Origin of the sequence: Streptomyces sp. 13-12-16 (assembly GCF_002114215.1) — a bacterium.
GTDB lineage: Bacteria > Actinomycetota > Actinomycetes > Streptomycetales > Streptomycetaceae > Streptomyces.
Map to the genome: position 1 here is coordinate 1 of NZ_NCTE01001088.1, position 1,750 is coordinate 1,750.

At 73.8% G+C, this 1,750-nt stretch carries 1 protein-coding gene and 1 pseudogene; both read left to right on the plus strand.

The genetic code is table 11. From position 1 onward, the window contains the following. Window positions 1–270 precede the first annotated feature (270 nt). Window positions 271–1,461 (plus strand): AAA family ATPase, encoded by a 1,191-nt coding sequence (locus tag B7767_RS35660; protein WP_085575669.1) that lies wholly within the window; start codon window positions 271–273, stop codon window positions 1,459–1,461. 9 nt (window positions 1,462–1,470) lie between these two features. Next, a pseudogene (locus tag B7767_RS35665) lies at window positions 1,471–1,750 on the plus strand (hypothetical protein); the annotation flags it as partial.

The following is a 1,750-nucleotide window of genomic DNA, read 5'->3' on the forward strand; positions in this document are numbered from 1 at the left end:
CCGGCGGTGCGGTGACGTGCCGCCGGTCGCCTGCCGTCCGCGGCGCCGTCGTGGCTCGCCGCGCCCACGCGGCGGAGCCGCACATGGACACGGCCCCGCGCCCCTCCAGGGCGCTGCCGGGCCCGCTCAGGCCTCCGTCCTCATCGTCCTCATGCACGCGTCCCCGCCGTGGATCTCCGCACGGCGGCAGCCGTACGGGCCGGATCCCGTCACCGCGGTTGTCATTTCGCCGTAGTTTCGGGGCGGGCTGTCACACGTGAGGAGTTGAGGATGGACGCGCAGGACGCGGCCAGGAGACTGCGGGCGATCGGCGACGAGTTGTCGGAGCGGTTCTACGAACGCGCCGACGTCGTACGGACGTTGCTGGTGACCCTGCTGGCCGGCCGGCACTCGCTGCTGCTCGGACCGCCCGGGACGGCGAAGTCCGAGATGGCGCGGGAGCTCACGGGCCGGATCGAGGGCGCCGCCTACTGGGAGATCCTGCTGTCGAAGTTCACCGCGCCGACGCGGATGTTCGGGCCCATCGACGTCGCCGCGCTCGCCCGGGGCGAGTACCGCCAGGTCTACGAGGGCCGCGCCACCACCGCCCACGTCGCCTTCATCGACGAGATCTTCAAGTGCTCCACGGCGGCGCTGAACGAGACCCTGGGCTACCTCAACGAGCGGATCTACCACCCCGAGAACGGCGGCGAACCGATCCGCTGCCCCCTCATCGGGGCCATCACCGCCAGCAACGAACTCCCCGACGGAGAGGACTCGGCCGCGATCTACGACCGGCTGCTGGTGCGGATCGAGGTCGGCTACCTGGAGGACCCCTCGAACTTCGCCGCGCTCGTCCGCTCCGCCGTCCACCGCCCGGCCACCCCGGCCCGGACGACCGTCGAGCTGACCGCGCTGCGGCACGCCGTGACCGAGGCCGTCCCGGCCGTGGACGTCCCCGACGCGATCGTGGACGCGGTGTGCACCCTGCGGGCCGCCCTGCGCCGCAAGGAACTCGTCGCCTCCGACCGCCGCTGGCGGCAGGCGGTGGGCCTGCTCCAGGCCTCCGCGTACCTCGACGGCCGTACGGCGGTCGCCGAGACCGACCTGCCGGTGCTGACCCATGTGCTGTGGGACTCCCCGGCCCAGCGCCCGACCGTCGAACGCGAGGTGCTGCACCTGGTCAACCCCGACGCCAAGGAGGCGCTCGACCTGGCCGACACCATCGAGGAGCTGGAGGCCCAGCTCGACGCCATGGCCGGGCAGTCCCGCGAGGCGCTGAGCGAGTGGGTCATCAAGAAGGCGCACCACCAGCTCGCCACGGCGGGCAGACGGCTGGAGAGGCTGAGGGCCGAGGCGGTGGGCGCCGGCCGCTCGACCACCGCCATCGACCGGGTCACCGGCCGCCAGCGCGCCGTCCGCGCCCGCGTCCTCACCGAGGCCCTCGGCGTGGACGCGAGCACGGTGCAGGCGCAGCTCTGAGGGGGCGCCGTGGACGAGCTCGCGAGCAGGGCCGGGGCATGGCTCGCCCGGACCGCCACCGCCCCCGAACGGCACACCGCCGCCGTGGTCGCGGACCGGTTCGACCGCGTCACCTGGCACGACACCTACGAGCAGTCGGCCGCACTGCGCGATCTGGCGGCGGAGCTGGGCGACCACCACGACCGCCACGGCCACCACACCGCCGACCTCCTCACCGACGTGTTCCTGGCCGCGTACAAGGCCGGCCCGAGGCTGCGCGAACCGGCCGCGATGGACCCCTCCCGGCTGG